The organism is Actinoallomurus liliacearum (assembly GCF_039542035.1).
In the GTDB taxonomy this organism is placed as follows: Bacteria; Actinomycetota; Actinomycetes; order Streptosporangiales; family Streptosporangiaceae; genus Actinoallomurus; species Actinoallomurus liliacearum.
The window spans coordinates 32584-59358 of sequence record NZ_BAABHJ010000015.1 but is presented as its reverse complement, the minus strand read 5'-3'; the positions used below and the strand labels follow the sequence as shown (position 1 = coordinate 59358).

28 protein-coding genes are annotated in these 26775 nt (G+C 72.6%); 12 read left to right on the top strand and 16 right to left on the bottom strand.

The genetic code is table 11. The annotated features are described in order from the left end of the window. Positions 1–77: 77 nt before the first annotated feature. A complete protein-coding gene (locus tag ABD978_RS22555; RefSeq protein ID WP_345357800.1) occupies positions 78–950 on the bottom strand; it encodes a LysR family transcriptional regulator in 873 nt (290 codons plus the stop codon). Between the two features lie 133 nt (positions 951–1083). Then, positions 1084–1974: an Lrp/AsnC family transcriptional regulator gene (locus ABD978_RS22550; protein ID WP_345357797.1), complete on the bottom strand. Its 891-nt coding sequence runs from the start codon at positions 1972–1974 to the stop codon at positions 1084–1086. An 889-nt stretch (positions 1975–2863) separates the two neighbouring features. Here ABD978_RS22550 and ABD978_RS22545 point away from each other — a divergent pair. Both ABD978_RS22545 and ABD978_RS22540 read left to right on the top strand, forming a co-directional pair. Next, positions 2864–4300, top strand: a complete 1437-nt coding sequence (locus tag ABD978_RS22545) for a GuaB1 family IMP dehydrogenase-related protein (protein WP_345357794.1) — start codon at positions 2864–2866, stop codon at positions 4298–4300. Positions 4301–4400: 100 nt separating this feature from the next. After that, complete coding sequence (locus tag ABD978_RS22540) at positions 4401–5444, top strand: enolase C-terminal domain-like protein (RefSeq protein WP_345357791.1); 1044 nt, start codon at positions 4401–4403, stop codon at positions 5442–5444. Positions 5445–5542: 98 nt separating this feature from the next. On the opposite strand, the gene ABD978_RS22535 is transcribed toward ABD978_RS22540, so the two are convergent. From ABD978_RS22535 to ABD978_RS22520, 4 genes are all read right to left on the bottom strand, one after another. Further along, a complete protein-coding gene (locus ABD978_RS22535; protein WP_345357788.1) occupies positions 5543–6295 on the bottom strand; it encodes an amino acid ABC transporter ATP-binding protein in 753 nt (250 codons plus the stop codon). Then, a complete protein-coding gene (locus ABD978_RS22530) occupies positions 6292–7083 on the bottom strand; it encodes an amino acid ABC transporter permease (RefSeq protein WP_345357785.1) in 792 nt (263 codons plus the stop codon). Before ABD978_RS22530 ends, ABD978_RS22535 begins: the two co-directional genes overlap by 4 nt. A 46-nt stretch (positions 7084–7129) precedes the next feature. After that, entirely contained in the window at positions 7130–7999 is an 870-nt protein-coding gene (locus ABD978_RS22525; protein WP_345357782.1) for an ABC transporter substrate-binding protein, read from the bottom strand. Positions 8000–8138: 139 nt separating this feature from the next. Then, positions 8139–8234, bottom strand: coding sequence for a putative leader peptide (locus ABD978_RS22520; RefSeq protein ID WP_345357779.1), 96 nt, complete (start codon positions 8232–8234; stop codon positions 8139–8141). 154 nt (positions 8235–8388) lie between these two features. On the opposite strand from ABD978_RS22520, the gene ABD978_RS22515 reads away from it, so the two are divergent. Beyond that, positions 8389–10008: an AMP-binding protein gene (locus ABD978_RS22515; RefSeq protein ID WP_345357776.1), complete on the top strand. Its 1620-nt coding sequence runs from the start codon at positions 8389–8391 to the stop codon at positions 10006–10008. 30 nt (positions 10009–10038) lie between these two features. On the opposite strand, the gene ABD978_RS22510 is transcribed toward ABD978_RS22515, so the two are convergent. The 3 genes from ABD978_RS22510 to clpX form a co-directional block, all read right to left on the bottom strand. Continuing rightward, positions 10039–10497, bottom strand: coding sequence for a dihydrofolate reductase (locus ABD978_RS22510; RefSeq protein WP_345357773.1), 459 nt, complete (start codon positions 10495–10497; stop codon positions 10039–10041). Next, positions 10494–11291: a thymidylate synthase gene (locus tag ABD978_RS22505; RefSeq protein ID WP_345357769.1), complete on the bottom strand. Its 798-nt coding sequence runs from the start codon at positions 11289–11291 to the stop codon at positions 10494–10496. Before ABD978_RS22505 ends, ABD978_RS22510 begins: the two co-directional genes overlap by 4 nt. A 92-nt stretch (positions 11292–11383) precedes the next feature. After that, positions 11384–12658: an ATP-dependent Clp protease ATP-binding subunit ClpX gene (clpX, locus tag ABD978_RS22500; protein WP_345357766.1), complete on the bottom strand. Its 1275-nt coding sequence runs from the start codon at positions 12656–12658 to the stop codon at positions 11384–11386. A 116-nt stretch (positions 12659–12774) separates the two neighbouring features. On the opposite strand from clpX, the gene ABD978_RS22495 reads away from it, so the two are divergent. Together ABD978_RS22495 and ABD978_RS22490 are read left to right on the top strand one after the other, a co-directional pair. Next, on the top strand, positions 12775–13875 hold the full coding sequence (locus tag ABD978_RS22495; RefSeq protein ID WP_345357859.1) for a TetR/AcrR family transcriptional regulator: 1101 nt from the start codon (positions 12775–12777) through the stop codon (positions 13873–13875). Positions 13876–13938: 63 nt separating this feature from the next. After that, positions 13939–14535, top strand: coding sequence for a P-loop nucleotide/nucleoside kinase family protein (locus ABD978_RS22490; protein WP_345357763.1), 597 nt, complete (start codon positions 13939–13941; stop codon positions 14533–14535). Here the strand turns inward: ABD978_RS22490 and ABD978_RS22485 are convergent. Next, on the bottom strand, positions 14507–16306 hold the full coding sequence (locus ABD978_RS22485; RefSeq protein ID WP_345357760.1) for a hypothetical protein: 1800 nt from the start codon (positions 16304–16306) through the stop codon (positions 14507–14509). The genes ABD978_RS22490 and ABD978_RS22485 overlap by 29 nt on opposite strands. A 146-nt stretch (positions 16307–16452) precedes the next feature. On the opposite strand from ABD978_RS22485, the gene ABD978_RS22480 reads away from it, so the two are divergent. Continuing rightward, positions 16453–17202, top strand: coding sequence for a hypothetical protein (locus tag ABD978_RS22480; RefSeq protein ID WP_345357757.1), 750 nt, complete (start codon positions 16453–16455; stop codon positions 17200–17202). 97 nt (positions 17203–17299) lie between these two features. Here the strand turns inward: ABD978_RS22480 and ABD978_RS22475 are convergent, their stop codons facing one another. Then, the gene (locus ABD978_RS22475) at positions 17300–18274 is read right to left on the bottom strand and encodes a helix-turn-helix transcriptional regulator (protein WP_345357754.1); all 975 of its coding nucleotides are present in this window, start codon (positions 18272–18274) and stop codon (positions 17300–17302) included. Positions 18275–18297: 23 nt separating this feature from the next. After that, entirely contained in the window at positions 18298–19206 is a 909-nt protein-coding gene (locus ABD978_RS22470; RefSeq protein WP_345357751.1) for an NADP-dependent oxidoreductase, read from the bottom strand. Positions 19207–19381: 175 nt separating this feature from the next. Between ABD978_RS22470 and ABD978_RS22465 the strand changes: the two genes are divergently transcribed. After that, a complete protein-coding gene (locus ABD978_RS22465) occupies positions 19382–20587 on the top strand; it encodes a serine hydrolase domain-containing protein (RefSeq protein ID WP_345357748.1) in 1206 nt (401 codons plus the stop codon). Positions 20588–20605: 18 nt separating this feature from the next. Here ABD978_RS22465 and ABD978_RS43960 read toward each other — a convergent pair whose 3' ends face one another. Genes ABD978_RS43960 through ABD978_RS22455 form a run of 3 tightly spaced genes read right to left on the bottom strand, consistent with a single transcriptional unit; the run spans position 20606 to position 21670 of the window. Then, positions 20606–20722 (bottom strand): DUF397 domain-containing protein, encoded by a 117-nt coding sequence (locus ABD978_RS43960; protein WP_425550744.1) that lies wholly within the window; start codon positions 20720–20722, stop codon positions 20606–20608. Further along, the gene (locus ABD978_RS22460) at positions 20676–20996 is read right to left on the bottom strand and encodes a Scr1 family TA system antitoxin-like transcriptional regulator (RefSeq protein ID WP_345357745.1); all 321 of its coding nucleotides are present in this window, start codon (positions 20994–20996) and stop codon (positions 20676–20678) included. The genes ABD978_RS43960 and ABD978_RS22460 overlap by 47 nt, the downstream gene beginning before the upstream one ends. Positions 20997–21055: 59 nt before the next feature. Continuing rightward, on the bottom strand, positions 21056–21670 hold the full coding sequence (locus ABD978_RS22455; protein ID WP_345357742.1) for a TetR/AcrR family transcriptional regulator: 615 nt from the start codon (positions 21668–21670) through the stop codon (positions 21056–21058). A gap of 98 nt (positions 21671–21768) precedes the next feature. On the opposite strand from ABD978_RS22455, the gene ABD978_RS22450 reads away from it, so the two are divergent. The 3 genes from ABD978_RS22450 to ABD978_RS22440 all read left to right on the top strand — a co-directional run bounded on the left by ABD978_RS22450 (position 21769) and on the right by ABD978_RS22440 (position 23549). Next, positions 21769–22215: a nuclear transport factor 2 family protein gene (locus ABD978_RS22450; protein WP_345357739.1), complete on the top strand. Its 447-nt coding sequence runs from the start codon at positions 21769–21771 to the stop codon at positions 22213–22215. Next, entirely contained in the window at positions 22212–22670 is a 459-nt protein-coding gene (locus tag ABD978_RS22445) for a nuclear transport factor 2 family protein (protein WP_345357736.1), read from the top strand. The genes ABD978_RS22450 and ABD978_RS22445 overlap by 4 nt, the downstream gene beginning before the upstream one ends. An 84-nt stretch (positions 22671–22754) precedes the next feature. Next, positions 22755–23549: an SAM-dependent methyltransferase gene (locus ABD978_RS22440; protein ID WP_345357733.1), complete on the top strand. Its 795-nt coding sequence runs from the start codon at positions 22755–22757 to the stop codon at positions 23547–23549. Between the two features lie 4 nt (positions 23550–23553). Here the strand turns inward: ABD978_RS22440 and ABD978_RS22435 are convergent, their stop codons facing one another. Then, on the bottom strand, positions 23554–24708 hold the full coding sequence (locus ABD978_RS22435; RefSeq protein ID WP_345357730.1) for a glycerate kinase: 1155 nt from the start codon (positions 24706–24708) through the stop codon (positions 23554–23556). Between the two features lie 260 nt (positions 24709–24968). Here ABD978_RS22435 and ABD978_RS22430 point away from each other — a divergent pair, with 260 nt between their 5' ends. Together ABD978_RS22430 and ABD978_RS22425 are read left to right on the top strand one after the other, a co-directional pair. Further along, positions 24969–25235 (top strand): hypothetical protein, encoded by a 267-nt coding sequence (locus tag ABD978_RS22430; protein ID WP_345357727.1) that lies wholly within the window; start codon positions 24969–24971, stop codon positions 25233–25235. A 190-nt stretch (positions 25236–25425) separates the two neighbouring features. Beyond that, positions 25426–26772: a hypothetical protein gene (locus ABD978_RS22425; RefSeq protein ID WP_345357724.1), complete on the top strand. Its 1347-nt coding sequence runs from the start codon at positions 25426–25428 to the stop codon at positions 26770–26772. Positions 26773–26775: the final 3 nt, after the last annotated feature.

The window sequence follows — 26775 nt, the reverse complement described above, 5'->3', positions numbered from 1 at the left end:
CGAGCATCCGGCGGATGTCTTGGCTTTCTCACAAGACGAGCCGCGCTTGTCGTGCCGGGCTGCAAAAGGGGGACGGCTCAGCCGCGTGACTTGGCGAAGGCGAGAAAGTCGCGGGCGACCGGAGTGAGCGGACGACGGGCGTGGACCAGGCCGATGGTCGCCGTGATGGGCGGCATGAAGGAACGCACCGTGACGCCGTCCGCGGCCTCGACCTGGTTGCGGTACCAGAGGAGGGAGCCGCGGCCGGCGCGCACCGACGGCAGCCACGAGCCGCGGTCGTCGGACTCCACCGCCGCGACGGGCGCGACGCCGAGACGGGCCAGCAGCGCGTCCAGCTCGGCCCGCCGCGCGCCGCCGCGCGCGGGCAGGACCAGGCGCATGCCGTCCAGTGCGGCCACCGGGACCGGCTCCCGGATCTGCAGCGCGGGCGGGCAGATCAGCACGATCTCCCGCTGTTCGAGCGGGTGGGCGGCGAGGTCGCCCGGCACCGGCAGGTCGGTCAGGGCCAGGTCGGCCCGGCCGTCCCGGATCACCGCGCCGACCGCGTCGCGGCCATCGCAGCGGATCACCCGGACCCGTACGGCCTGCTGGTCGCGGGCGAACTCCGGGAGGAGGCGGGCGGTCAGCTCCGGCTCGAGCGTCAGGGTCGAGGCGACCCGCAGCTCCGCCGTCCGCCCGCCCGGGCGGCCGCCGGGCGGGGCGGAGGAAACCGCGGTGATGGCGTCGACGGCCCGCAGGGCGTCGCGGGCGTAGCGCACGATCTGCTCGCCGGTGTCCGTCAGCGCGACGCCGCGACCGGCGCGCGCGAACACCTCGACGCCGAGCTCTCGCTCCAGGTCCCGGATGGCCCGCGACAGCGCGGGCTGCGCGACGAACAGGGCCTGTGCCGCCGCGGTCATCGTCCCGTGGTCGGCGGTCGCGACGACATAGCGCAGCTGCCGCAGATTCATGCCACGACGGTATGACAACCCGCCGGATTGGTCGTTGACATAGCCGGAATTGGCCTGGACATCCGGGGTTGCCGATGTTTTCTCCGGCCGGTCAGACGATCGGGTAAAAGACCGGCGGATTTGCCCCCGGCCGTCACGGCAGCTCGGCGCCGTAGACGCGCTTGAGGACGTCGAGGTGCTGCCAGGTCTCCCCGACCCACACGCCGGGGACCGCCCGGACCGCCTCCAGCGTGCTCAGGAGGACGTCCCGCGAGGTCGCGTCGATCCCGCAGAGAAGGTCGTGACGGCCGAATCCGGTCACCACGTAGTTGACGCCGGGCAGCGCCGCGATCCGCGATGCCGCCGCGCCGATGTCGGAGGAGACCCGGACGCCCAGCCCGGCGAGTTCGCCGGAGCCGAGGGCCTGGGAGTCGACGATTCCCGTCACATGGATGATCCCGGAGCGCATCAGGCGTACGGCGCGCGCCCGCGTCGCCGCCTGCGAGAGCCCCACGACCTCGGCCAGCCTCGTGTACGGGGTACGGCCGTCATGGGTCAGCTCCCGCAGCAGCCGCCAGTCGATCTCGTCCAGCGACACGTCGGGCAGCTCGGTGACGACCGAGTGCGCGTCCTTGACCACCGTCGTCACGCGGAACACCTCGATGCCGCGGACGCCGGGCAGCGCGCGCACCGCGTCGACCTCCTGGACGAGCGCAGCGTCGTCGCGTACGCGCAGCTCCGCGACCACGGGGTGCGCCCCCGCGGCCAGGGCCGCGAACCACGCGGCGGCGCGCCGGGAGACGGCCTCGGCGACCTGTCGCGCCGGGCCGTCGACATCGATGGCCAGGTGACCGATCGCTCCGGTCCCGACCACCGACGCGTGCACGATTCCCACCACACGCACGATCCCCGAATCGAGGAGGTGCTGTACGCGCGTGCGCACGGCCGTGCGGGACAGCCCTACACGGTCGGCGAGCGCCTGGAAGGTGGCCCTCCCATCCCGCTGCAGCTCGCGTACGAGCACGGCGTCGACCGCATCGAGCACGGGGTTCCTCCTGGGGATGTATGGTCCTGCAGTTGTTTGCATGATCATTTCATTAGTGACGTGTTCGTCGCGAAAACGAAGCGTTGTTCGTGTTTGTTCGCTGAAGGACCACGAATGTGTCGGTGAGGCGCGTGGTCGGTGCCGAATTCGGCGCGTGGCACGATCCGACGGCATGGCAACGTCCGGGATCATCTCGCCAGTACTCGCGTACCAGTTCCGCCGGTATTCGCGCGACGCTCGTCACACGCGCGCCGGGCGGGTGCGCTCGGCGACGTCCGATCTCCTCATGTGCAGGGGGCGATGGAAGCGTCCACTGGTTCGCCACGGCCCGGGGCGGCGTGGCACGCAGGACTCTGAACTGCATCAATGCCTCTCAGCGGGGGGTGCGGGCCCGCGCACCCGGCCACCGGACCGGGGGCGGCGCCGGATCCGCAAAGTGCGGTGGGACAGCTCAGACGTCAAGTGTTCCATGGGTAAATGACGGATGGTCAATGCCCCTGGCAGGAAAGTTTCCGGCCGGGAACGTCGTGGAGGCCGGGCGGGCAGGCCATCCCGAGCCAATGCGTCGGCGGACCCCCGCGATCCTCGACCGGCACGTACCCGGCCACACGCACCTGAACGGCACCCCACGGCGCCGGAGACCCATGCCGCGCTCCCGAAGATCATCAGTGGCCTGCGCGCCCGGAAACGGCGTCTCGTCAAGGTGTCCGAGCTCCTCGGCACCCACTGACCGGCCGCGCTCCTCGGCACTCACCGACCCGCCGAACTCGTCAGCACTCATTGCAGCTTCCCAATCCCCATTGAACCGGGCACTGCCGGGTATCCCCGACAATGGACGGCGGCCTCCCTCGTGCCGATGATCCCCGAGCTCCGGACGGTGTAGAAGAACGTGCGCCTGCTGAACGGTGAGCGACCGGCCCATGACCTGACCTACAACGACGTCTTCATGGTCCCCCGACGCTCGGACGTCGGGTCCCGTCTCGATGTCGACCTGTCGACCGCGGACGGCAGCGGTACGACGATCCCCATCGTCGTCGCGAACATGACGGCGGTCTCCGGCCGACGCATGGCCGAGACGATCGCCCGGCGCGGCGGCCTGGCGGTCATCCCCCAGGACATCCCCCTCGACGTGGTCGCCGACGTGGTCCGCTGGGTGAAGACCCGCCACCTCATCGTCGACACCGCCATCAAGCTCGGCCCGGGCGACACGATCGGCGCCGCCCTCGGCCTGCTGCACAAGCGGGCGCACGGCGCGGTCGTGGTGGTCGAGGACGACCGCCCGGTCGGTGTCGTCACCGAGGGCGACTGCATGGGCGTCGACCGGTTCACCCAGCTCCGCGAGGTGATGTCGCGCGACGTCCTCTCGCTCCCCGACGACATCGACCCGCAGAAGGCGTTCGACACGCTGCACGCCCGCGGCTACCGGCTCGCCCCGGTCGTCGACGGGCAGGGCCTGCTCGTGGGCGTGCTCACCCGTACCGGGGCGCTGCGCGCCACGCTGTACCAGCCCGCCGTCGACGCGGACGACCGGCTGCGCGTCGCCGTCGCCCTCGGCGTCAACGGCGACATCGAGGAGAAGGCCGGCGCGCTGCTCGACGCCGGCGCGGACCTCCTGGTCATCGACACCGCGCACGGGCACCAGGAGAAGATGCTCGGCGCGCTGCGGCGCGTCCGCGCGCTCGATCCGCGGGTCCCGATCGTGGCCGGCAACGTCGTGACCGCCGAGGGTGTCCGCGACCTCGTCGAGGCGGGCGCCGACATCGTAAAGGTCGGCGTCGGCCCCGGTGCGATGTGCACCACCCGGATGATGACGGGCGTGGGACGCCCGCAGTTCTCCGCGGTCCTGGAGTGCGCCGCCGAGGCGCGCCGGCTCGGCCGGCACATCTGGGCCGACGGCGGCGTGCGCCACCCGCGCGACGTGGCCCTCGCGCTCGCCGCGGGCGCCGCCAACGTCATGATCGGCTCGTGGTTCGCCGGGACGTACGAGTCCCCCGGCGACGTCCAGCGCGCCGCCGACGGACGGCTGTACAAGGAGAGCTTCGGCATGGCCTCCGCCCGCGCCGTCCGGCTCCGCACCGCCGACGACTCCCCCTTCGAGCGCGCCCGCAAGGCGCTGTTCGAGGAGGGCATCTCGACGTCGCGGATGTACATCGACCCGCAGTCCCCCGGCGTCGAGGACCTGCTCGACACGATCATCGCGGGCCTGCGCAGCGCCTGCACCTACGCGGGCGCCCGGACGCTGGAGGAACTCCACGAGTACGCCGTGGTCGGCGTGCAGAGCTCCTCGGGCTACGCGGAGGGCAAGCCGCTCCACGCCAGCTGGTGATCCGCCGATCCCCGTACGCGGCCCGGGCATCGGCCTCCGGCGTCAGGGCATGCCCGTGATGGGTGGATCATAGATGTGATGTCTAGGCGAGGACGGTGACATGCCCCGCATCGAGGGGTTCGAGGCCTACCGCATGACGATGCCTCACGGCCGGCGGCCGGAGAGCATCATCGTGCGGGTCTGTGACCAGGACGGCGCCACCGGCTGGGGCGAGGTCGCGGGGTCCGACGCCTGCTGGGCCGACATCGAGGAGCGTGTCGGCCCGGCGCTCCTCGGCCTCGACTGGGAGCTGCCGGAGGAGGTCGTGGGTGTCGGCGGCCTCGGCGGCCACCCGGCCGCCTCCGCCATCGACATCGCCTGCTGGGACCTGTGGTGCCGCCGGCATGGCACCCCGCTGGCGCACGCCCTCGGCGGCACCCGCACCTCGATCGTGGCCGGTGCCCGGCTGACCGCCGAACCGATGCTGGACGTGCTGCTGACCCGCGTGAACCGGCTGGTCAGCGCCGGCTACGCCCGCGTCACGCTGGCCGTGCAGCCCGGCTGGGACATCGAGCCCGTACGCGCCGTGCGCCAGGCGTTCCCCGCGCTGGCCCTGCAGGCCGACGCCGGGGAGTCCTACACCGAGGACGCGGCGCACCTGGCCGCCCTGGAGGCGCTGGACGCGTATGGGCTCCTCGCGATCGAGCGGCCGTTCGCCGGCGCCGAGCTGGCCGCCCACGCCCGCCTGCAGCGGGTGATCGAGACCCCGGTGTGCCTGGACCCCGCCGACCTGGACACGGTCGACGCGGCGATCGCGCTGGGCGCGGGCCGGATGCTCGGCCTGCGGATCTCACGCCTCGGCGGGCTCACCGCCGCGCGCAGCGCCCACGACCGCGCCCTGGCGTCCGGCTGGGACGCCTGGTGCGGCGGCGCGGCGGGCTTCGGCATCGGTCAGGCGGCGGCCGTCGCGCTGGCCGCGCTACCCGGCTGCGACCTGCCCAGCGACGTCAGCGAGACCCCGTCCCAGACCGCCGTCGTCTCCCCGCCGGTCCGCGCCCACGGCGGTGTCGTCGCCGTCCCCCTCACCCAGCCGGGCCTCGGCCACGACATCGACCACGACCTGGTCACCCGCCTCTCCCGCCGATCCCTCCGTATCCCCGCCTGAGTCGCCGCGGCGGGGCGGTCAAGACCGCGAAACGGTGATCGTTGGCGATCGCCGCTGCTACAGCGCGGCGATCGCCAGGGGAACCTCCGGAGCCGGCGTCAGAGGACGTCGCTGAGGAACTGGCGGAGTCTCGGGCTGTCCGGGGACTCGAAGATCTTGTCCGGGGGACCTGTCTCTACCGCGACGCCCTGGTCGAGGAAGGCTACGACGTCGGAGGCCTCGCGGGCGAAGCCCATCTCGTGCGTGACGACGACCATCGTCATGCCCTGCCGCGACAGGTCGGCCATCAGGCTCAGGACGCCCTTGACCAGCTCGGGGTCGAGGGCCGAGGTCGCCTCGTCGAACAGCATCACCTGCGGCCGCATGGCCAGCGCGCGGGCGATCGCCACCCGCTGTTGCTGGCCGCCGGACAGGTGGCCCGGCCGGGAGCCGGCCTTGTCGGCGAGCCCGACGAGCTCCAGTTGGTCGCGGGCGACCTGCTCGGCCTCGTCGGCGGACAGCTTGCGGATCCGGCGCAGCGGGAGCATGAGGTTGCGCAGGACGTTCATGTGCGGGAACAGGTTGAACTGCTGGAAGACCATGCCGACCTGCTGCCGCAGCCGGTCCGGGTCGCGGTCGAGCACGCTGGCGCCGTCGAGGAGGATGTCGCCCTTGTCGGGCTCGATCAACCGGTTGATCGTCCGCAGGAAGGTCGACTTCCCCGAGCCCGACGGACCGATGACGCAGGCGGTCTCGCCCTTGCCGACGTCGAGGTCGACGCCGCGCAGCACCCGGTTGTTCCCGAACGCCAGGTGGATGTCGCGGGTGGCGAGACTGACTGAGGCGAACGTCTCCTGCTGCTCTTCGGTCACTTTGCGCCCTCACTGGTCGCGGGAAGCGGGGTCTCGCCGGCCATCAGAAGCGTCTCGTCGGCGTCCGGCGGGCCGGTCCTCGTACGGCGGCCCTGGCGGAGCCGGTGGTCGACGAAGTTCACGAAGTGGGTCAGCGGCACCGTGAGCACCAGGTAGACGATGCCGGCCAGCAGCAGCGCCGACTCGTTGCCGGTGTTCGCGGCGGCGTCCTGCCCGATCCGGAACAGCTCGCGCTGGCCGGCCGCAAGCCCGAGGAAGTAGACCAGGCTCGAGTCCTTGATCAGCGCGATCAGCTGGTTGACCCAGGCGGGCAGCACCCGCCGGATGCCCTGCGGGATGATCACCAGCACCAGGGCCGCCGAGTGGGAGAACCCCAGCGCGCGGGCCCCCTCGACCTGACCGGGGTCGACGCTCTGGATCCCGGACCGGAAGATCTCCCCGATGTAGGCGGTCGCGATGAGCGACAGGGCGAGGATGCCCAGTGGGTACGGGTTGGGCCCCCAGACCTTCATCCCGATCTGCGACAGGCCCACGCCGATCAGCAGGATGGTGACCACGGCGGGCAGGCCGCGGAAGATGTCGGTGTAGACGCGCGCGGGCCACCGGAGCCAGCGGTGCCGGGAGATGCCCGCCATGGCCAGCAGCATCCCGAGAACCGTGCCGATCAGCGCCGAGATGGCCGAGAGGATCAGCGTGTTCGGCAGGCCCGTCTTGAGCATGTCGGGCAGGGCCTGCCGCATGGACTGCCAGTTGAAGAAGGTGTCCCACAACGTGCTCAGCTGGTCCATCGGCCCTCTCTCATCGGCCCGCGCGCGTCAGTGTTCGGTCGGCCGGTCAGGACGACGGCGACGCGGCGGGCGCGCCCGACGCCTGGACCGGCGGGAAGGTCACCGTGCCGCTGCCCGGCTTGAACTCCTGGGGCACCTGGCGGCCGGGGTAGTACTCCTCCTGCAGCTTGGTCCAGGTGCCGTCCTTGATGACCTCGTCGAGGCCCTTGTTGAGCGCCTCGAGCAGCTTCGGGTTGTCCTTGGCGACCGCGAACGCCATCGGCGTCGACCCGAGCTGCTTCGCCGCGGCCACGACCTTGCCGCCGCTGTCCTTGGCGGTCTTCTCGCCGATCTCGGCCGGGGCGATCCAGGCGTCGGCGGTCTTGCTCTTCAGCTGGTTGAGCGCGCCGTTGTAGTCGGGCACCCGGACCGGGTTGAGGCCCTGCTTGGTGGCGTAGTCGTCCTGGACCGTTCCCTGGACGACGACCACGCGCTTGCCCTTGAGCTGGTCGAAGCCCTTGATGGGCGAGCCGGCCGGCACGTCGAGGCCGAAGTAGCCGAAGTCGTAGCCGTTGGTGAACGCGACGGTCTTCTTACGGGCCTCGGTGATGGTGATCGAGGAGCTGCCGACGTCGTACTTGTGCGTGGCGACCTGCGACAGCAGGGCCGAGAAGTCGGTGCCGGCGAACTGCACCTTCAGCCCGATCTTGGCGGCGACCGCGGTCAGCAGATCGTTGTCGTAGCCGGTGAACCTGCCGTTCTTCAGGTAGACGTTCGGCGGCGCGTCGGTCAGCGTGGCCGTGCGCAGGACGCCCGGCTGGATCAGCTTGTACGGGTTGTCGGCGGACGCCTTCGAGCCGCCTCCGCCGCACGCCGCCAGGGCACTGGCGGCGACGACGGCGACGGCGGTGGTTGCGAGGGCTCGCAACGGACGCATGGGGGTTCTCCTCTTGGGGGCGTTATGCGCGTGTGTGCCCGCGTCGTTGGGTGCCGCGACGCGGAAGCGGCGGAAGGACGTCGGCAGGACGGCCCGACGATCGGCTCGGGTCGGGTCCCGAGCCTGCGAAGGCGCCCGGTCAGTGCGTGACGGGGCGGCCGAAGCACGGCCGACAGCTCATCGACGTGACGCGGAGCAGGTCGATGTGCCTGCGCGTCACGAGGAAGCTGTTCATGCGGTTAATCCTGCCGATTCGACCGGGATAGCGTCAAATCGACGATGCGCCGCGCACCGACCCGCCGACCTGCAGCGTCGCCGGAAACGGGGCTCCCGGGCGCGACCGAGATCACTCTTGTCGTTCCGAGCAATCGCTTGGTACACAGGACGGGATGGACACGTTCGCGCGCTTACTGCTCGACCGGGCCGGTGACGACCGCACCGGGCTGCTGTTCGAGGACGAGCGGTACACATGGGCCGACGTCCTGCGGCAGAGCCGCCGCCGCGCCGCGCTCGCCCACGCCCTGCTCGGAGGAGATCGACCGCCGCACATCGGCGTGCTGCTGGACAACGTCCCGGAGTACCTGTTCTGGCTCGGCGGGGCGGCCCTGGCCGGCTCGGTCCTCGTCGGCGTCAACCCGACCCGGCGGGGCGCGGAGCTCGCCCACGACGTCCGGCACACCGACTGCCGGTTCATCGTCACCGACACCGCCCACGCCCCGCTGCTCGACGGCCTGGACACCGGCGTGCCGCCGGAGCGGGTGCTGCTCGTCGACGGCCCCGCCTACGCGGAGCGGCTCGCCGCGACAGGGCCGGCGCGGGCGGTCGAACCGAGCGCCCGCGATCCCCTCCTCCTGCTGTTCACCTCAGGATCGACCGGCGCGCCGAAGGCTGTCGTGTGCGGTCAGGGCCGACTCGCCGCGATCGGCCGGCAGGCCCCGGCCTTCGACATCACGGCCGGCTCGGTGACGTACGCCGCGATGCCCATGTTCCACGGCAACACCCTCATGGCGAACATCGCGCTGGCGACCGCCGCGGGCGCGACCATCGCGCTGCGCCGCAGGTTCTCCGCGTCCGGCTTCCTGCCCGACATACGCCGGTTCGGGGTCACCTACTTCAACTACGTCGGCCGCGCGCTCGCGTACGTCCTGGCCACTCCGGAACGCGACGACGACGCCGACAACCCCCTGCGCGTGGCGTTCGGCACCGAGGCGTCCGCCCGGGACATGGCCGGGTTCGCCGAGCGGTTCGGCTGCCGGCTGATCGAGTCGTACGGTTCGAGCGAGGGCGCGATCTCCATCCGCAAGACCCCCGACAGCCCGCCCGACGCGCTCGGCCGGCCGTCCGGCGGCGCGGACGTCGCCGTCGCGGACCCGGCGACCGGCGAGGAGTGTCCCCGCGCGCGCTTCGGCCCGGACGGCCGGCTGCGCAATCCCGACGAGGCAATCGGGGAGATCGTCGGCCGGGGCGTCGCCTTCGAGGGCTACTACCGGAACCCCGCCGCCGAGGCCGAGCGGCTGCGCGGCGGCGTGTTCTGGAGCGGTGACCTCGGTTACCGCGACGCCGACGGGTTCTTCTACTTCGCGGGCCGGGCCGGCGACCGGCTCCGCGTGGACGGCGAGAACTTCGCGGCCGCTCCGGTGGAGCGGATCCTGTCCCGCTGGCCGTCCGTGGTGATGTGCGCGGTCTACCCGGTGCCCGATCCTCGTACGGGCGACCAGGTGATGGCGGCCCTGGAGCTGGACGTCCCGTTCGCGCCGGAGGCGTTCGCGAGGTTCCTGGCGGAACAGCCGGACCTCGGCACGAAGTGGGCGCCGAGGTTCGTCCGGATCGTCCCGTCGATGCCGCTCACCGCCACCAACAAGGTCGACAAGCGGCCGCTGCACCGGGAGGCGTGGCGGGGCGGCGAGGTCTGGTGGCGGCCCGGCCGGGACCTGCGGTACGAACCGCTGACCGGCGACGCCCGGCGGTCCCTGGAGGAGCAGGCCGCCGCCCACGGCCGCCGGATCTGACCGGAAGACGGCCGCCGCCTGTCGCCGGCCTCAGCCCCAGGTCAGGAACCGGTAGTGCAGCCCGGTCGACGACTCCTGCCACGCCCCGACGGAGTCCGGCGAACGCCCCACGTCGGGCGCGTGCGTGTCGCCGTCGAACAACTCCCGGATCTCGGTGACCACGATCCGGTCCGCGAGCGGCAGCGCCGCCCGGTACACCGCCGCGCCGCCGATCACCCACACGTCCCCGGACACCGCGGCGAGCGCCTGTGGCAGGTCGGGGAACGTGTCCACGCCCTCCTGCGGCGTGCGCGACAGCACGAGATTGCGCCTGCCCGGCAGCGGCCGGAACCGCGGTGGCAGCGACTCCCAGGTGCGGCGGCCCATGAGCACGGCCGCGCCCGCGGTCAGGGAGCGGAAGTGCTTCATGTCCTCCGGCAGGTGCCACGGCAGCGTGCCGTCGCGGCCGATGACGCCGTTCGCCGACTGCGCCCAGACGAGCCCGATCACACCGCCACCGGCGCCTTGATGCCCGGATGCGGGTCGTAGCCCTCGAGCGTGATGTGCTCGTAGGTGTAGTCGAACAGGCTGTCCGCCGGCTTCAGGCTCAGCGTGGGGAACGGCCGCGCCTCGCGCGTGAGCTGCGTGCGGACCTGGTCCTCATGGTTGTCGTAGATGTGACAGTCGCCGCCGGTCCAGACGAAGTCACCGACGTCGAGGCCCACCTGCTCGGCGATCATGTGCGTCAGCAGCGCGTAGCTCGCGATGTTGAACGGCACGCCGAGGAACAGGTCCGCGCTGCGCTGGTACAGCTGGCAGGAGAGCCTGCCGTCGGCGACGTAGAACTGGAAGAACGCGTGGCACGGCGGCAGCGCCATTCGCGGGATGTCGGCGACGTTCCACGCGGACACGATGATCCGCCGAGAGTCGGGGTTCTCACGCAGCGTGCGCAGCACCTCGCTGATCTGGTCGACGTGCCCGCCGTCCGGGGTCGGCCACGACCGCCACTGCACGCCGTAGACCGGGCCGAGATCACCGTCCGGCGCCGCCCACTCGTCCCAGATCGTGACGCCGTTCTCGCGCAGCCACGTGACGTTCGCGTCACCGCGCAGGAACCACAGCAGCTCGTACGCGATCGAGCGGAAGTGGACCTTCTTCGTCGTGATCAGCGGGAAGCCGTCGGCCAGCCGGTAGCGCAACTGGTGACCGAAGATCGACCGCGTGCCCGTTCCCGTGCGGTCCTCCTTGCGGGCACCCGTGTCGAGCACGTGGCGGAGCAGGTCTTCGTACTGCGTGTCCGGCATGCCCACGAGCCTAGACGAGTCGTCGCATCACTCGCGTCCAGGCGGGGCGACGCCCACCGCGAGGAGCCCCGTCGTCCGGCGCCGGCGAACGGCTACGCCGACTTCTCCGGGCGCTCCGCCCCGTCGTACGGGTGCTCGCGCGGCACCAGCGTGGGGTTGACGTTCCGCAGGACCGTCTCGCGGGTGACCACGACCTTGGCGACGTCGTCCCGGCCCGGCACCTCGTACATGACGTTGAGGAGGACCTCCTCGCAGATCGCGCGCAGGGCCCGGGCGCCGGTGCGGCGCAGCAGGGCCTGGTCGGCGATCGCGTCGACGGCGTCGTCGGTGAACTCCAGCTCGACGCCGTCCATCGCGAACAGCTCGCGGTACTGCCGGAGCAGGGCGTTGCGCGGCTCGGTGAGGATGCGGACGAGCGCCGCGCGGTCCAGCGGCTCGACGGCCGACAGCACCGGGAGCCGGCCGACGAACTCCGGGATCAGCCCGAACTCCCGCAGGTCCTGCGGCATCACCCGGGCGGACGAGTCCTCCCGGTCCTCGGCGCCGAACGCGGCGCCGAACCCGGCCGCCCGGCGTCCGGCCCGCCGCTCGATGATCCGCTCCAGGCCCGCGAACGCGCCACCGCAGATGAACAGCACGTCGGTCGTGTCGATCTGGACGAACTCCTGCTGGGGATGCTTGCGGCCGCCCTCCGGCGGAACGCTCGCGACCGTGCCCTCGAGGATCTTCAACAGCGCCTGCTGGACCCCCTCCCCGGAGACGTCCCGCGTGATGGACGGGTTGTCGGCCTTGCGGGCGATCTTGTCGATCTCGTCGATGTAGACGATCCCGGTCTCGGCCCGCCGGACGTCGTGGTCGGCGGCCCGCAACAGCGCGACCAGGATGTTCTCGACGTCCTCTCCGACGTAGCCGGCCTCGGTCAGCGAGGTCGCGTCGGCGATCGCGAACGGCACGTCGAGGATCCGGGCCAGGGTCTGGGCCAGGTGCGTCTTGCCGGAGCCGGTCGGCCCGATCAGGAGGACGTTGGACTTTCCGACCTCGACGGCGTCCCGCCGGTCCGTCCGGCGGCCGGGCCGCCCCCGAAGGCGCTTGTAGTGGTTGTACACGGCCACCGCGAGGATCTTCTTCGCCTCGTCCTGGCCGACGACGTACCGATCGAGGAAGGCGTGGATCTCCTGGGGCTTCGGCGGCGCGCCCGCGGCGGCCGGACCGTCCTCGTCGTCCTCGATGAGCTCGTTGCAGATCGCCACGCACTCGTCGCAGATGTAGACGCCCGCCGGGCCCGCGATCAGCCTTCGCACCCGCCGTTGGCTCTTGCCACAGAACGTGCAGGTCAGCGGGTCGCCGTCGGTCTCGGTGCGGGTCATCGACAACGTCTCCTCACGAGTCCGCCAGTGCCGGATGACGAGACCATATGATCCCATCATCTGACGGCGACGGTATCTTCTACCGCCACGTACGGCAATCCGGCGATCGGGGGACGATGATCCGGCTCACCAGGGCGGAGGCCCAGGAGCGCAACCGCGCCCGGGTCCTGGCCGCCGCCCGGGCGGAGTTCACCGAGTGCGGATACCGCGACGCCAAGGTCGACCACATCGCCGAGCGCGCGGGCCTGACCCGCGGCGCCGTCTACTCCAACTTCCCCGGCAAGCGGGCCCTGTACTTCTCGGTCCTGGCCGAGGACGCCGAGCGGGCGGCTCCGGCGCCCGCTCCGGCGACGGCCGGCACCGCGCGGGAGGCGCTCGCGGCGTTCGCCCGCGTCTGGGTCGACCGGTTGCCCCTCGTCACCGACGAGGCGGACGGCCGGCGGATCGGCCGGGAGGTGCTGCCCGAGATCCTCGCCGATGACGCGGCCCGGGAGCCGTTCGCCCAGTTGATGAGGCTGGACGCGATCCTGCTCGGGCTGGCCCTGGAGCGGCTGCGCCCGGCCGGCGCGCCGCCCGTCCGCCTCGTCCGCGTCGCGGAGGCCGCGCTCACGATCCTGCACGGCGCGAGCCAGATGAGCGCCGCCGCGCCCGGCCTTCTCGAGCCCTTCGATCTCGTGACCGTCTGCGCGAGCCTGGCCGACCTCGACCTGGGGGGTGGGTGGCCGCCCGTGCCGCCGGTCCCGCCCACCCGGCCCGCCGACGACCCGTGGGACCCGCCCGACGCCGTCGACGCGGTGCGGGCGGCGCCCGTCCGGCCGGCCGGCGACGGCGTCGTGGCGATCCTCGGCCTGCGCCGCCTCGAGGCCGTGGAGGAGGCCGTCCGGGCCGCTCCGCCCGGCGCCGGGGTCACCGCCGCCGTCGTCACCGGCGACCCCGGTGAGCTGGCGCCGCTGGCCAGGCTGGCCGTCGCCGACCTGTGCGACTGCCTCCGCCGGGCGTTCCCGCCGTCGGCGTGGCCGGGCCTGCGCGTCGTCCACGACCCGGCGGGGACCCTGGCCGCCGCGGCCGGGCTGGCCGCGGTGAGCGACGTGACCGAGACGGCCGTCCGCGTCGAGGCCGGCCGGATCGTCGCCCGCGCCGACGGCCGGGGCGCCTGCCACGCCGCCGCCTCGGCGCCGTCCGGCCCGAAGCGGGCACGTTCCGGCGAGCGACCCTGATGCCGGTCCCGGATGACCGGCCCTGCTGCCGGCCCGGCGCGGCCGGCCGGGCAGGATCGGGCCATGCGCGACCCGAACCCCGCGGACCTCTGGATCGTCTCCGGCCCGCCCGCCGCCGGTAAGTCGACGGTGGCGCGGCTGCTGCTGTCCCGGCTGCGGCCGGTGCCCGCCCTGCTGGACAAGGACACGATGTACGGGCCGTTCGTCGGCGCGACGCTGCGGGTGGCGGGACGTCCGGACGGTGAGCGTGAGGGGCCCTGGTACGACGAGTACGTCAAGGTCCACGAGTACGCGGGGATGACGGCCACGGCCCGGGAGGTCCGGTCGTACGGCTGCCCGGTGCTGCTGAGCGCGCCGTTCACCGGTCAGATCCACGACGCCGGGGGCTGGCGGGCCTGGGTCGAGGAGCTGGGCGGGCCGCCGGTCCGTCTCGTCTGGGTCCGGTCCGACGCCGAGACGCTGCGCGCCCGTCTGCTCAGCCGGGGGCTGGGGCGGGACGCCGGGAAGCTGGAGGGCTTCGACCGGTTCCTCGCGGGCGTACGGGCCGGCGAGCCGCCGGTCGTGCCGCACACCGTCCTGGACAACCGGTCCGGGGCCCGGCCGCTCGCCGACCAGGTCGACGAGGCGTTCTTCAGCGGTGGAACAGCTCGCGAAGGTTGACGACCAGGAGCACTCCGGCGACCACCACCAGCGGGGCCAGCAGGACGTACCGGCCGCCGTACTTGACCGCCAGTCCCAGCCCCACCGCCACGGCCAGGCCGCCGGCGAGCATCAGCAGCCCGGTGGCGAACGCCAGGAGCTTGCGCCGGACCCACGCCTCCATCGTGACGAACAGCAGCACGACGGCGGCGAGGAGGAAGGCGACGGGTTCGTGCGGGATCACGAAGACGCCGACCACCGCCAGCAGGAACAACGGCGTGCTCAGCGCCGCCCACGCGTGCAGGAACCGCGTGCGCGGCCCGCGGAACGGCGTGTACGGCAGGTGCGGCTCCCGCAGGTGCGCCTGCGGGGCGTCCGGAACGGGCGGGCGGGTCAGCGTCGCCTCGTGCGCGCTGCGTTCCTCGGCCAGCTCGGTGCGGTCGCGGACGAGCACGGCCAGGGCGGCCTCCGCCTTGGCGACCTCGCCACTGCGCCGGCGGGCGAGGTTCCTGGTGTTGCGGTGCCCGGCCAGGGACGCCGCCGTCGTACGGAGCCGTCGCAGCTCCTCGCGGCCGCGTTCGATCTCGGCGTCGGCGGCCTTGATCTCCTCATCGAGGGCCACGATCCGGGCTCGCAGGTCACGCCGCTCCGCCTCGGGGCTCGGCGGGATCTTCTGCAGCCCGGCCCAGCCGAGGGGGTCGGCCCACAGGGTCCGCACGCGGCCGTCCCGGTCGTAGCGCGGGCCGGCCGGGGCGCGCTCGCCGCCGACCCAGTCCCGGGTGTCCCGGCCCCACAGCCCGCGGAACCCCCGGACCCACGGCGTCTCGTCGGAGATGAGCACCGGCCGCCACGTACGGTCCCGGCCGGAGCCGATGCGCTCCCCGTCGCCGAGGGCGTAGTCGATGAAGGGGATGCCGACCCCGTGATGCCGTTCCTCCCGCGACCAGGGGAAGGCCAGTCCCATCAGGCGCTGCACCCAGCGGACGTAGCGCCGGAGCCGTACGGGGTTGACGGTGACGAGGTACTGGCCGGGCAGGAACGCTCCGGAGTGCGACCCGGCCCCGACGAACACGATCGGATGGTCCCCCTCCTTGCGCAGGTCGGGGTCGTCCCACCGGCGACGCAGGTCGTCGCCGCGCTCGTCGTGCGCGGACACCGCCACCCACGCCGGGCGCGGGCCGTCCTCGGTGTCGGCGACGTACACGGTCACCGACTCCCAGTCGCCCTCGTGGTCGTTGACCCCGGCGAACGTCGTCCGCCAGTCGTTCATGGCGTACAGGAACCAGTACTGCAGCACGATGTAGCCGCCCTCACGGACCACCCGGCCGTAGTAGGTGGCGCGGTCCCGGCTCAGGTGCCGCTCGCCCAGGTCGGCGGCTGCCGCCGCGACCCCGCCGGGCACCGAGCCGCGCAGGAACAGCGAGGCGCGCAGCAGCACGTCGAAGACCCGCCCGATGAGGCCGACCGCGGCCAGGCGGCCGGAGCGGGCGATGGGCGGCTTGGCGTGGGCGCGGTGGGCGCGGACCTCCCGCCGGTCGAACGGCCGCTGCACGAGCAGCAGCGACAGAGCGGTGCCGGTGCGTTCGGCGGCCGTGGCGACCAGGCGCTCCGCCGTGAGCTCACCCGCCTCGACGAGCTGCCGCTCACCCTGCCACAGGCTGCAGCAGCGGATGTAGTCCTCCGCGTCGACGGGGAAGAACCGCTCCCCCCGCGTGTAGGTCAGGATCGGCTCGTACCGCCGCAGCAGTGCCAGGTCGCGGTCGCTCGGAACGGCCCCGACTTCCTCTGTCACCAATCCCCCCATCGTGACGACGACTCCGCCCGTTTATACCGGGCCACATCAACACAAAGCGCGGAGGAACGACGCGCTTGAAAGGTTTCTTCCCGGGTAATCCGTAGGCGCCCGAGACTTCAGGGAGCTGATTTTCGATGACCGGGATGCTACGAGTACCTCGCAGCAGGGGTGCGCTCAGCGGCGTGATCCTCGTGCTGCTCGGCCTGTGGGGCGGGCTGGCCGCGCTCCTCGGCCCGTACTTCCACTTCGCGTTCGCTCCGGACAAGGCGTGGTCGTTCACGGCCGGCCGCGTCTGGCTGGAGCTCCTGCCGGCCTGCGCCCTGCTGGTCGGCGGCCTGATCTTGCTGGTGAGCGCCAACCGGGCCACGGCCGCCGCCGGCGCGTGGATCGCCGCGCTCGGCGGCGCCTGGTTCGTCGTCGGTGGCCCGCTCAGCGCGCTGTGGTCCGCCCCCGACCGGCTCGGCGCCCCCGTCGGGGGGACGACGCGCCAGGTGGTGGAGCAGATCGCGCTGCTGTACGGCGTGGGCGCGGTGGCCCTGTTCTTCGCCGCGGTGGCCCTCGGCCGTCTCGCCGTGGTCGGCGTCAAGGACGCCCGTCTCGCCGAGCGTGAGGCGCCGTACGTCGAGGAGGCTCCGACGGTGGAGGCGCCGCGGCCGGTACGTGAGGACCGGCCCGGTCCGATCCAGGCGACGCAGCCGCTGCCGCGCCGTACCGCCCCGCCTCCGATGACCCCGCCCGAGCAGCCGATGCCCCGGCCGGCCGAGCACACCGTGCCGCGGGCGCCCGAGCCGACGGATCGCCGGGTCGCCGGCGGTTCCGCCGACGACACCGGCACCTTCCGGCGGCCGGGCGAGGACACCGGAACGTTCCGGCGGCCTGGCGAAGGCGTCTGATCCGCGAGTGTCCCGCCGGGGTGGGCGTCGGCCTCCCCCGGCGGGACGTTCCATGTCCGGCGGCGGCGCCGGCGAGCCGGCCCGTGCGACCGAGGAGTCAGGCACCGTAGCGGTCGAGCATGGCGCGCGCGGACGCGATGACCCGCTCCCGGAGCTCCGGGGGTTCGAGGACCTCCGCCTCCGCCCCGAACTTGAGCAGCTCGGTGTGGGCGTGGCGGACGGACTCGATGGGGATCACGGTGCGCACCCAGCCGTCCTCGTCCGGAGGTCCGGCGTTGCGCCGCGCCGCGCGGATCACCTCCGGCGTGACCAGGTGCTGGAGGATCCGCATCCCGGTCGGGGAGAATCGGACGACCGCCTCGCCGGTGAACATCGTGTCGCGGAACCGCGCCAGGTAGGACCGCCAGAACTCGGCGAGATCGAAGTCCGCCGGCCGCTCGAACCGCTCCTCGAGCATCTGCAGCGTCTGGATCCGGTCGACGCGATAGGTGCGTTCGTCCCCCTCCGAGCGGCCGACGAGGTACCAGCTGCCCGCCTTCAGCACGAGGCCGAGCGGGTCGATGGTGCGGGTGACGGGCGTCGGCGTCTTCCACCGGCGGTAGCGCATGTGCAGGCGGCGCTGCTTCCAGACGGCGTCGGCGACGGTGTTGAGGTACGGCGTGGGCTCGCCGTCGTGGAACCAGCCCGGCGCGTCGAGGTGGAAGCGCTCGCGGAGCCGCGCCGCGCGCTCGGCCAACTGCCGGGGCAGCGCCGCCATGAGCTTCAGCTCCGCCGCGGCGAGGACCGTGCCGAGACCGAGTTCGGCGGCGGGTCCGGGCAGGCCGGTGAGGAACAGCGACTCGGCCTCCTCGGCGGTCAGCCCGGTCAGGCGCGTCCGGTAGCCGTCGAGCAGCTGATACCCGCCGGCCGGGCCGCGGTCGGCGTACACCGGCACCCCCGACGCGGACAGGGACTCCACGTCGCGGTAGATGGTGCGCAGGGACACTTCCAGCTCATCCGCCAGTTCCTGGGCGGTCATGCGGCCCCGCGACTGCAGCAGCAGGAGGAGGGACACCAGGCGGCTCGCGCGCATGCGCCAAGTCTGCCCTGCGGTCGTCAGATGACGATGACCGTCTTCCCCCGGGCCCGCCCGGCCCTGCTGCGTGCGAGGGCGTCCGGCGCCTGGGGCAGGGTGACGGTGTCGCCGATGAGCACGCGGAGGTGGCCGGCGTCGATCTCCCGCGCGAGGTGTTCGAGCCGTTCGGTGCCCGCCTCGTTCAGGAAGTTGACGGCCTCGACGCCGGGCAGCCCCTCCTCCGGGACCGCGAACACCGGGCTGAGCACCGTACCGCCGGGCCGGACGACCGGCAGCAGCTCGCGCAGCCCCTGCGTGTCGCTGACCAGGTCGATCAGGGCGTCGACGGGAGCGGAGAGCCGTCCGGCGACCGGGCCGGAGGTGGGGTCGACGATCTCGGCCGCGCCCAGCGCCCGCATCAGGTCGGCCTTGTCGGCGGTCGCGGTGGCGACGACGATGATCCCGCGGGCGGCGGCCAACTGCGTGGCGAACGTGCCGACGCCTCCCGTCGCTCCCACGATGAGCAGCCGACGGGCGTCGCCGACCCGATCGACCAGGTTCAGCGCCGTCGTCCCGGCGGTCGGCACGGCCGCGGCCTCGCTCAGCGCGATCGTCCGCGGCGGAGCCGCGATGGCGTCCACCGGAGCGACGGCCCGCTCGGCGTACGAGCCGTGTCCGCGCCGGGGGTCCCCGAACTGGCCGAACACCGGGTCGCCGGGCCGTACGCCGGTGACGCCCGGTCCCACCCGCTCGACGGTGCCCGCCCCGTCGGTACCCACGACCAGCGGGAAGACGGCGTCCGGGATGGCGCCGTCGATGACCTTCCAGTCGAAGGGGTTCAGGCCCGCGGCGCTGATCCGGACCAGGACCTCGCCGGGACCCGGTTCGGGTACCGGCTGCTCGGTCAGCTCCGGCTGGGCCCCGAAATCGGACACCGTCACGGCTCGCATTGGTCCCCCCGAAATCCAGTGCGCTGCTCCGAGCACTACCCTGGGTAATCAAGGCTCATTCGTCGCGACGCGAAATGGCGATCTTGCTCGCTGCGGCGGATAACCTGCAGGGGTCCGTGCCCCTGGGGATCATTGGCAGGTTCGACAAGTGCGACCGACACGCCGTGGAGTGACCATGGCACGTCTTCATCTGGCCCGATCCGGCGCCGCGCTGGCGCTGCTCGCCGCGACGGTGACGGGGTGCAGCAGCGATTCCGGCGGAGGTACGGCGCACCCGCCGCGCGCGGCCGGAACCTCCGCGTCCCCGGCCGCCACGCCCACGCCCAACCCCCTCGCCACGTCGCCGGCGCCGTCCGGCGACCCGAGCGCGGCCGCGATCGACTCCTACCTTCGCGGGCTCGCGAAGAAGGGGAAGTTCACGGGGGCGGTCACGGTGGTGCGGCGCGGTCAGGTGCTGGCCCGCTTCGCCGCCGGTCAGGCCGACGAGGCGAAGAACGTCCCGAACAGTCCGGACACCATCTTCCGGATCGCCTCGGTGAGCAAGCAGTTCACCGCCATGCTCGTGCTGAAGCTGCAGGACCAGGGCAAGCTGAAGCTGGACGACAAGGTCTGCCCGTACCTCGTCCCCACCTACATCAAGGCCTGCCCGGCCGCATGGAAGCCGATCACGATCCGCGAGATCCTCGTCCACACTTCCGGCATCCCAGATATCTCCGAGATGCCGGACTTCTTCACGAAGCTGGACCAGCCGACCACGCCCAAGGAGATCATCAGCCGGTTCGTCCACAAACCCCTTGATTTCAAGCCGGGCACGAGCTGGAAGTACAGCAACTCCGGCTACATCCTCGCCGGTGCGATCATCGAGAAGGTCACCGGCAAGGGCCTCGGCGACGTGCTGCGCGACCAGATCACCGCGCCACTCGCGCTGCAGCACACCGGCTACAGCACCGGCGACCCGCCGGACGGCTGGGCCAAGGGCTACCTCTCCACCGGCAAGCCGGCGGGCCGCATCAACGGGTCGCAGGCGTACGCGGCCGGCGGCGTCTACACGACCGCCGACGACCTGACCCGCTGGGACCGTTCGTTCGGCGCCGACCTCGTCGCGCCGGCGGCCACGGTGAAGCTGGCCTTCACCTCTCAGGCCGACTGCCCGTCCGGCGGCTGCCTCGACTCCCCCTCCACCGGATACGCCTTCGGGTGGCTCGTCGACCGGCTGAACGGGCACCGGTACCTCTACCACCCCGGCCTGCTCGAGGGGTACCACGCCAGCAACGTGTACCTGCCGGACGACGACATCGCCGTCGCCGTCCTCAGCAACGTGCAGGACACCGACGTCAACGGCATCGCCCGCCACCTGGCCGAACTGGCCCTCAAGTCCTGACGGCGGCTGATTCGCCGACTATCCGTCGCTCTCGCCGAGGGACTCGAAGACGAGAACTTCAACGCAGTTGGTGGCCTCGCCGCTATGGCTACTCTTGCGCCACGGAAAGCGGGGGTACTCCTGCTCGGGACTCATGGCGACCGGGGTACTCCTTAGCGAAGAGCTCCGCTGAAGCATCCGGAGACGACGCCACGGATTCAAGGCTCTCGAAATCCACCTTGATCCGGCCAACGATCTCCGCGCTCTCCGCGAACGCATCGCCCAACCTGGTCGCGGCATAAGCCACGTCGGGCGCGACGTCCTCTGGAAACCCGAGGACGATGAACGGGCCATCGAGTCCGGCATGGGTGCCAACCTCCAGCGGAAGGACCCTGACCGTCACGTTCGGCCGCCGAGTGGCGAACTTCACACCATCGGCGCTGTCACGAACCCGGCGAGCGTTCGCGGTCACCGCGCGCAGGCCGTCGCTCAGTGGCCGCCCGCGGCGGGCGGGGTGGCGCGCAGGCCGTCGAAGACGACGGCGAGGGCGCGGGCCCGTACCTCGGCGTCACCGCCGACGTGCTCGGCCGCCTGTGACGCGCCGACCAGGAGGGTCAGGATCTCGGGCAGCCCGACGTCCGCCCGCACCGTCCCGGCCTCTTGGGCGCGGCCGAGCAGCGCGCCCAGCGCGCGCCTGAGCTCCCGGCCCGTCCCGGCCGTGGTCTCCCGGACGTCGACGCCCGCCTCGGCCAGCGCGGCGGACAGGGCGTTCTTCGTCGCGGCGTGGTCGACGACGCGAGTGAAGAACCCGAAGAAGGCCGCGCCCGGGTCCTCCGCGCTCATCAGCGCGTCGGCCTCGGCGGCCAGCCGGCCCAGCCGCGCGACGAACACCGCCTCGAGCAGCGCCTCCTTCGTCGGGAAGTGGCGGAAGACGGTGCCGACGCCGAGGCCGGCCCGCCGGGCCACCTGTTCCGTGGAGGCGGTCGTGCCGTGCTCGGCGAACACCGCCTCCGCGGCCTCCAGGACCCGCGCGCGGTTTCGCAGCGCGTCCGCGCGGACCGGCCGTCCGCCGTCCGGGGCGGACGCGCGCCGCGGTGCGGTCATGCACACCTTCCTCATTGACAGGCGGAGTGATCACTCCGGATAATTCAATCCGGAGTGACCGCTCCGATTAACTTCGACGATCTGGACAGGAGTCTCGCATGCCCGAACCCACCGGTCCGCGCGCCGTCTTCGAGCGGTTGAGCCGCGGCATCGCGGAGGGACGCTGGAACGACCTGGCGGACCTGTACGCCGAGGACGCCGTGGCCCATCAGCCGTTCGCCCCGCCGGGACCCGACGCGCCCCGCCTCCTGGAGGGCAGGGAGGTCATCCGGGCGCGGTTCGCCAGCGCGGCCCGGATGGGCCTGCGGTTCGGCGTCCGCAACGTGGTCGTGCACGAGACCGCGGATCCCGAGGTGGTCATCGCGGAGTTCGACTACGACATCCCGGCCGGCGAGGAGGTGCTGACCGCGGCCAACATCCAGGTGCTGCGCGTCCGCGACGGCCTGATCGTCGAGACGCGCGACTACCACGACCACCTCACCATCGCCCGCGCCACCGGCGGTCTCCGCGCCCTCGCCACGGCCCTCGCCGAGGAGCCCGCATGACGCCGCGCGAGGTCTTCGAGCGGCTGATCGAGGGCGTCACGGCCCGCGACTGGGACGTGCTGCCCGAGTTGTACGCCGAGGACGCCGTCGTCGTGCATCCGATGGCCGCATCGGACGGACCCCTCGTCGGCCGGGACGCGCTGCGGCGGCACTTCGAGCACGCTGCCACACTTCCCCTGCGCATGAGCGCGCGGGACGTCGTGGTCCACGAGACCGCGGACCCGGAGGTCGTCATCGGCGAGTTCGAGTACGCGGGCCAGGTCACGACCACCGGTCGCCGGTTCGCGATCCGCAACGTCTTCGTCCTCCGCGTCCGGGACGGCCTCATCGTCGAGGCCCGTGACTACGCCGACCACGCGCGGTTCGGCGTCGCGATCGGCCGGCCGCCCGCCCCGCTCGCCGCCGCCCTCGCGGACGGCCCGCCCGGCGACGACCCGCTATTTCCGGACATGTAACAACACTTACGGGCGTGGCCGCAGGTGGCCACGATTTACCGCGTTCATTACTGTTTGTCGGGCCGCCCCCTAGGCTTGTCGATCATGGAGGTACGGATCCCCGACGTCATCGACGTCCACACCCCGTCCCCTGCCCGCATGTACGACTACTGGCTGGGCGGCAAGGACAACTTCGCCGCCGACCGGGAGGCGGCCGAGAAGGTCATCGCCGCCCACCCCGAGCAGCGCAAGCTCGTGCGGGCGAACCGCGACTTCCTCGTACGCGTCGTACGCCACCTCGCGGAGCAGGGGGTCGAGCAGTTCCTGGACCTCGGGACGGGGATCCCGACCTCACCGAACGTGCACGAGGTGGCCCGCGAGATCCGCCCGGCCGCCCGCGTCGTGTACGTCGACAACGACCCGATCGTCTTCGCGCACAACCAGGCGTTCCGCGCCACCGACGACCGGATCGCCACCGTGCAGGCGGACATCCGCCGCCCCCGCGAGATCCTGGGCGACCCGGCCGTCGAGCGGCTGCTCGACTTCGACCGGCCGATCGGCCTGCTCGTCATCGCCGTCCTGCACTTCGTCCCGGAGGGCGAAGAGGTGATCGGGACGCTGCGGGAGAACATGGCGCCCGGCAGCTTCCTTGCGCTGTCCACCGGAACGTACGAGGGCCTGACCCTGGAGCAGCGCGAACGGATAGAGAACGCCTACGCCAAGTCCAGCGCCCCCGCCGTGATCCGCTCCCGCACGGAGATCGAACGGCTGTTCACCGGCTTCGACCTCGTCGAACCGGGCCTCGTCCACGTGGCCAGGTGGCGGTCCGACGGCCCGGAGACCAAGGGGCGGCTGCTGGCCGGCGTCGGCCGGCTCGGAACCTCCTCCCCGGCAGGCTGAGCGCTCATGAGGTCGGCTCTCGGCGGCTCAGCGGTTCCTCCAGCACCGTCCGGGCGATCTCCTCGGCGAGCCGTTCCAGCAGCGGGCCCGCGTCCTCCATGCATCGCCCCGGGTCGGGTTCGAGATCGGTGAGCGCGTACGCCCCGGCGAATCCCGCGGCGCGGAGCTGGTCGTCGCTCAGCGCCCGCCGCCCGGACACGGCGACGACCGGCACCCCCGCCCGCCGGGCCGCCCGCGCCACACCGACCGGCGCCTTGCCGCGCAGACTCTGCGCGTCCAGGGAACCCTCGCCCGTCACCACGAGGCGCGCGCCGTCGAGCTGGGCGGCGAACCCCAGCAGGTCGAGGAGGTAGGCGATGCCCGGTTCGACCCGGGCGGCCAGGAACGCCAGTGCGCCGAACCCCACTCCGCCGGCCGCGCCCGCCCCGAGGTACCCGGCCATCACCAGGCCGAGGTCGCGGCGGACGATCGCGTCGAGGCGGGCCAGCCCCGCCACGAGGATCTCGACCTGCTCCGGATCGGCCCCCTTCTGCGGCGCGAACACGCGGGCGGCGCCGTCCGGGCCCAGCAACGGGCTGTTCACGTCGCTCGCCACCACGACCGTGACCCCCTGCATCCGGTCGGTCAGCGCCGACGTGTCGACGGCGTCGAGGTCGCGCAGCGCGGCGCCGCCCGGCGGGAGGTCCCGGCCCTGTGAGTCGAGGAGGCGGGCGCCCAGGGCGGCGGCCATGCCCGCGCCGCCGTCGGTGCAGGCGCTGCCGCCCAGGCCGAGGACGACCTGGCGCGCCCCGTCCGCCACCGCCGCGGCGATCAGCTCGCCGGTGCCGTGGCTGGAGGCGGTCAGCGGCGCGGGCACGCCGCCGGGCAGCAGACGCAGCCCGGACGCCTCGGCCAGTTCGACGACGGCCGTCTCGTCACGGACCGCATAGGACGCCGTGACGGGCTCACCGGTCGGCCCGCTGACGACGGTGCGGCGCCGGGTGAAGCCGGCGGCGACCGCGGCGTCCACGGTGCCGTCGCCGCCGTCCGCGACCGGCATGGTCGTCAGCCGGACCTCCGGATGGACGCGGCGCAGCCCGGCTGCGACGCGCGCGGCCACCTCGGGAGCGGTCAGCGACCCTTTGAACTTGTCGGGTGCGATGACGACGTGGCTGCTCATGGATTCCCTTCTCAACGGACCGGAATCACGATCTTGTGCCGCCGATTATCCAGTCTCGTCCGGGTCCTTTCGCACAGGTCGGCGGCCGGGCAGGCCCGCGCCCCGGTCCGAGGGCCCGGCGCTCCGGCCGGTCCTACCCGCATCCGTGGACGTCACCGCCCTTCCGGTCGCCTGAGCAGGGACGACAGGACACCGGACGGAATCACCCCACCCTGGCAATGGTTACTCTTCATCGGAGGCACACGATTGGGGTTCCATCGATGACCGGCGACCAGCTCACCACCAGCGACCAGCTCACCACCAGCGAGCAGCCCACCACCGGCGACCAGCTCACTCCGCGCAAGAAGTCCTATGAGGAGAAGTTCGCGGAGCGCCTCGCCAAGCGGCAGGCGGGGCGGGCGCCCCTCAAGGAGGGCAAGGTCTTCGAGCACGGCCCCGCCAAGTTCGTGTTCATGTTCATCATCGGATTCGTCATCGTGACGCACGTCGCCATCCTCATCGTCATGATGGCCAGCGGGATGCACTGACCGCGCGGAACGCGCCGGCCGCCGGGACGCACCGATCGGCCGGCACGGACAAACCGAACGATCTTGCCGTCGGGCGACCGCGCCTCTAAGGTGCGGAGTCCGACCGGTCAACGCCCGCCGACGACGGCGCGACGGCCGTTCCCCGTGACCCGGTCCCGGGTCGCGACGGCTGCCTTCGAGGAGATCGTCCATGCGCCTGCGCCGGCTCGCCTCCCTCGTCTCCGTCGCCGCCGTCACCGTGTCGCTCGGCACCGCACCGGCCGCGGGCGCGACGACGGTGCCCGACGACCGGCCGCTGCCGCCGTACACGATCAGCAACCCGGCGCTCCCGCCGCTGACGGTCGACGGCCGGACGACCACCGTGCGCCAGGGCGTCTTCCATCACGCGGCGTACGACATCGAGGTGCCGGCGGACTGGAACGGCGAACTGGTGATGTGGGCGCACGGCTACCGCGGCGCGTCGACGGCACTGACCGTGGATCCGCCCGCCTTCGGGCTGCGGCAGAAGCTGATCGGCGAGGGCTACGCCTGGGCCGCGTCGTCGTACGCCGACAACGACTACGACGTGCGCTCCGGAGTCGTGGAGACCCGCGACCTCGCCGACCTGTTCACCCGGCTGCTGCGCAGACCGCGCCGTACCTACATCGCGGGCGTGTCCATGGGCGGCCACGTGATCGGCCGGTCGATCGAGCAGTACCCGAACTTCTACTCCGGCGCCCTGCCGATGTGCGGGGTGCTCGGCGACGACCGGCTCTTCGACTTCTTCCTGGACTACAACCTGGTGGCCCAGGACCTGGCGGGCGTGCGCGCCCATCCCGCGCCGGCCGACTACCTGACGAACGCCGTGCCGAGGATCGAGCAGGCGCTCGGGCTCGGCGGGCTGAAGCCGGGCGGCCCGGACACCACCAACGACCTCGGAAAGCAACTGCGGGCCATCACGATCGACCGCTCCGGCGGGCCCCGGCCCGGCGCCGAGGCCGCCTTCCCGCTCTGGAAGGACTTCCTGTTCAGCCTGGGGGCCCCGGCGGCCGGCACGAGCCTGGCGCAGGACCCCGCGCGGGTCGCCGGCAACGCCGGTACGCGGTACACGCCGAACACGCCGGTCGACGTGAACGCCACCGTGCAGCGGGTCCGCCCCGCCGACCCGGTCGACCGGTACTCCGCTCGGCTCTCCCAGATCCCGCGCGTCTTCGGGCTGCCCACCGCCAAGGTCGTCACCCTGCACGGCCTGGGCGACATGTTCGTGCCGTTCTCGATGGAGGAGATCTACGGCTCGGAGGTCGCCCGCGCCCACCGGTCGGGCCTCGTCGTGCAGCGCGCCATCCGGACCGCGCAGCACTGTGAGTTCTCCGCCGCCGAGGCCGGGCAGGCCTGGGACGACCTGGCCCGCTGGGTGCAGGGCGGCCCCCGCCCGGCCGGCGACCCGGTCACCGACCCGGCGGCGGTGGCGCGTCCCGACTTCGGCTGCCGGTTCACCGACGCGACCGCCTATCCCTCCGGCACGCGCGGGCTGTTCCCCGCCTGCCCCCGGTCCTGACGA

Coding starts and splice junctions, on each gene's coding strand:
- ABD978_RS22555 (WP_345357800.1), bottom strand. CDS start 950: ATGAATCTGCGGCAGCTGCGCTATGTCGTCGCGACCGCCGACCACGGG.
- ABD978_RS22540 (WP_345357791.1), top strand. CDS start 4,401: ATGCCCCGCATCGAGGGGTTCGAGGCCTACCGCATGACGATGCCTCAC.
- ABD978_RS22530 (WP_345357785.1), bottom strand. CDS start 7,083: ATGGACCAGCTGAGCACGTTGTGGGACACCTTCTTCAACTGGCAGTCC.
- ABD978_RS22525 (WP_345357782.1), bottom strand. CDS start 7,999: ATGCGTCCGTTGCGAGCCCTCGCAACCACCGCCGTCGCCGTCGTCGCC.
- ABD978_RS22520 (WP_345357779.1), bottom strand. CDS start 8,234: ATGAACAGCTTCCTCGTGACGCGCAGGCACATCGACCTGCTCCGCGTC.
- ABD978_RS22515 (WP_345357776.1), top strand. CDS start 8,389: ATGGACACGTTCGCGCGCTTACTGCTCGACCGGGCCGGTGACGACCGC.
- ABD978_RS22505 (WP_345357769.1), bottom strand. CDS start 11,291: ATGCCGGACACGCAGTACGAAGACCTGCTCCGCCACGTGCTCGACACG.
- clpX (WP_345357766.1), bottom strand. CDS start 12,658: ATGACCCGCACCGAGACCGACGGCGACCCGCTGACCTGCACGTTCTGT.
- ABD978_RS22495 (WP_345357859.1), top strand. CDS start 12,775: ATGATCCGGCTCACCAGGGCGGAGGCCCAGGAGCGCAACCGCGCCCGG.
- ABD978_RS22490 (WP_345357763.1), top strand. CDS start 13,939: ATGCGCGACCCGAACCCCGCGGACCTCTGGATCGTCTCCGGCCCGCCC.
- ABD978_RS22480 (WP_345357757.1), top strand. CDS start 16,453: ATGCTACGAGTACCTCGCAGCAGGGGTGCGCTCAGCGGCGTGATCCTC.
- ABD978_RS22475 (WP_345357754.1), bottom strand. CDS start 18,274: ATGCGCGCGAGCCGCCTGGTGTCCCTCCTCCTGCTGCTGCAGTCGCGG.
- ABD978_RS22470 (WP_345357751.1), bottom strand. CDS start 19,206: ATGCGAGCCGTGACGGTGTCCGATTTCGGGGCCCAGCCGGAGCTGACC.
- ABD978_RS22465 (WP_345357748.1), top strand. CDS start 19,382: ATGGCACGTCTTCATCTGGCCCGATCCGGCGCCGCGCTGGCGCTGCTC.
- ABD978_RS43960 (WP_425550744.1), bottom strand. CDS start 20,722: ATGAGTCCCGAGCAGGAGTACCCCCGCTTTCCGTGGCGCAAGAGTAGC.
- ABD978_RS22455 (WP_345357742.1), bottom strand. CDS start 21,670: ATGACCGCACCGCGGCGCGCGTCCGCCCCGGACGGCGGACGGCCGGTC.
- ABD978_RS22450 (WP_345357739.1), top strand. CDS start 21,769: ATGCCCGAACCCACCGGTCCGCGCGCCGTCTTCGAGCGGTTGAGCCGC.
- ABD978_RS22445 (WP_345357736.1), top strand. CDS start 22,212: ATGACGCCGCGCGAGGTCTTCGAGCGGCTGATCGAGGGCGTCACGGCC.
- ABD978_RS22440 (WP_345357733.1), top strand. CDS start 22,755: ATGGAGGTACGGATCCCCGACGTCATCGACGTCCACACCCCGTCCCCT.
- ABD978_RS22435 (WP_345357730.1), bottom strand. CDS start 24,708: ATGAGCAGCCACGTCGTCATCGCACCCGACAAGTTCAAAGGGTCGCTG.
- ABD978_RS22430 (WP_345357727.1), top strand. CDS start 24,969: ATGACCGGCGACCAGCTCACCACCAGCGACCAGCTCACCACCAGCGAG.
- ABD978_RS22425 (WP_345357724.1), top strand. CDS start 25,426: ATGCGCCTGCGCCGGCTCGCCTCCCTCGTCTCCGTCGCCGCCGTCACC.